A 1,767-nucleotide genomic window follows, 5' to 3' on the forward strand; every position below is an offset into this window, starting at 1 on the left:
ATAGCTCAATGGTCAGAGCGCGATACTGTTAATATTGAGAAGGAGGTTCAATTCCTCCTAGCGACTGGTTAAACCGATTTAAGGCAGTATAAACTAGACCTAAATTAATAAATAAAAAAAAATATAAAAATAATGAATACATTTCTACTTGATCTTCTTGCATTTGGTGCTGTACTATCAGGAGTTCTTGTTATTACATCAGTTAATCCAGTTATTTCAGTGCTATTTCTAATCTCTGTGTTTGTTAACGCTGCTGGATATCTTGTACTTCTAGGTGTTGGATTTGTAGGTATCTCATATCTAATTGTTTATGTAGGTGCTATTGCTATTCTATTCCTATTTGTAGTTATGATGCTAAATATTTCTATTACTGAAATTGTTTCAGTTGGACGTGAATATACTAAGAATCTTCCTCTTGGTTTTGTTGTAGGTACAGTATTCTTCTTTGAAATTCTATCTGTTATTCCAGCTGCTACAACTAATGCTGGTGAACTACCTCTAGGACTATTTACATATCTAAATGGACTACTACTAGGAGTTAATACATCTATTACAAATTCTGATGTTAATATGGCTTTTGCTAATACTGGTGCTGATAATGCTTTCTCATCTCATCTTCAAATCGAAGCTATTGGTCATGGACTTTATACATATGGTTCAGTATGGCTTCTACTAGCTAGTTTTATTCTACTTCTAGCTATGGTAGGACCTATTGCACTATGTCTACGACCACGAACATAATTAATAACATATACTCCCCATATCTAATTATTAATATAATACTATTATGTATGTTTTTATATAGTAGGAAAATGAATATACATAATTAAACTATAAGTATACATAATTAGTAAAAACATAAAAGGTAGACTGATGCGAGATAGTGTAATGGTAACACATTAGGTTCATAGTCTGATATTGAGTGGTTCGATTCCCTCTTTCGCGTATATTATTGACGTCATCGTATAAAGGTTAATACTCCTGCCCTTCACGTAGGCAATGCGAGTTCGATTCTCGCTGACGTTAGCCTGTGTAGTATAGTGGTAGAACGTGGATCTTGTAAATCTGAGGCAGGGGTCCGATTCCTCTCACGGGCATAGATATATATAATAATTTTTTTATTATTATATATGACCTCTAGGGTAATGGTAACCCGTCTCCCTTTGGCGGAGAAGACTTCCGTGTTCGAATCACGGGGGGTCAGAAGTAAAAAAAAAAGATGTTAAATGTGTTATAAAATATCAGATTAGGGAGTATAGCTCAGTGGCAGAGCAACTGACTCTTAATCAGTCTGTCGTGGGTTCGATCCCTTCTACTCCCCTAATAAATGTTTGTTTATATAGGAAGAGCACAGCTATTGGTGAGGTGGCTTCGGTTGCTAACTGAACGGATATCTATCCTTGTAGGTTCGAATCCTATCTCTTCCGGAATCAATTTAATATATACTAATATATTTCACCTCTTTAAATATTAATTAACCTTGCTTATATAAGTACTATATAAGTATAGTCTGTAAGGACGAGCGGAATCGAACCACTATCAAAGGTTTTGGAAACCTATATACTAACCGTTATACGACGTCCCTTACCTAATTACTTATAATCTATATTATGATTATTTTTATTAGAGTTCATAGGGAGTCGAACCCTACTTGTACAGATTTGCAATCCGTCAGTGAGTAACCGCTCGTGAACTCTATATAAAATCTATATATATTAGGTAATATAAAATATTACATCTATAATATCTATTGTAATAATTCTATAT

The 1,767-nt window shown here is 34.0% G+C and carries 1 protein-coding gene and 5 tRNA genes; 5 read left to right on the plus strand and 1 reads right to left on the minus strand.

All coding sequences use genetic code 11. The features are described from left to right. The first annotated feature begins 132 nt into the window (after positions 1-132). From ACYVJS_RS10470 to ACYVJS_RS10490, 5 genes are all read left to right on the plus strand, one after another. On the plus strand, positions 133-741 hold the full coding sequence (locus ACYVJS_RS10470; protein WP_460624618.1) for an NADH dehydrogenase subunit 6: 609 nt from the start codon (positions 133-135) through the stop codon (positions 739-741). Positions 742-874: 133 nt separating this feature from the next. Then, positions 875-946: transfer RNA gene (locus tag ACYVJS_RS10475), tRNA-Met, on the plus strand. A gap of 80 nt (positions 947-1,026) precedes the next feature. Beyond that, positions 1,027-1,097: transfer RNA gene (locus ACYVJS_RS10480), tRNA-Thr, on the plus strand. Positions 1,098-1,249: 152 nt separating this feature from the next. Further along, positions 1,250-1,321: transfer RNA gene (locus ACYVJS_RS10485), tRNA-Lys, on the plus strand. A 21-nt stretch (positions 1,322-1,342) separates the two neighbouring features. Next, positions 1,343-1,427: transfer RNA gene (locus tag ACYVJS_RS10490), tRNA-Ser, on the plus strand. A gap of 86 nt (positions 1,428-1,513) precedes the next feature. On the opposite strand, the gene ACYVJS_RS10495 is transcribed toward ACYVJS_RS10490, so the two are convergent. Beyond that, positions 1,514-1,585: transfer RNA gene (locus tag ACYVJS_RS10495), tRNA-Trp, on the minus strand. Positions 1,586-1,767: the final 182 nt, after the last annotated feature.

The organism is Microbacterium neimengense, assembly GCF_054782995.1.

What these genes read in the sequence shown, in the direction of transcription:
- ACYVJS_RS10470 (WP_460624618.1), top strand. Translation starts at nt 133, where the DNA reads ATGAATACATTTCTACTTGATCTTCTTGCATTTGGTGCTGTACTATCA.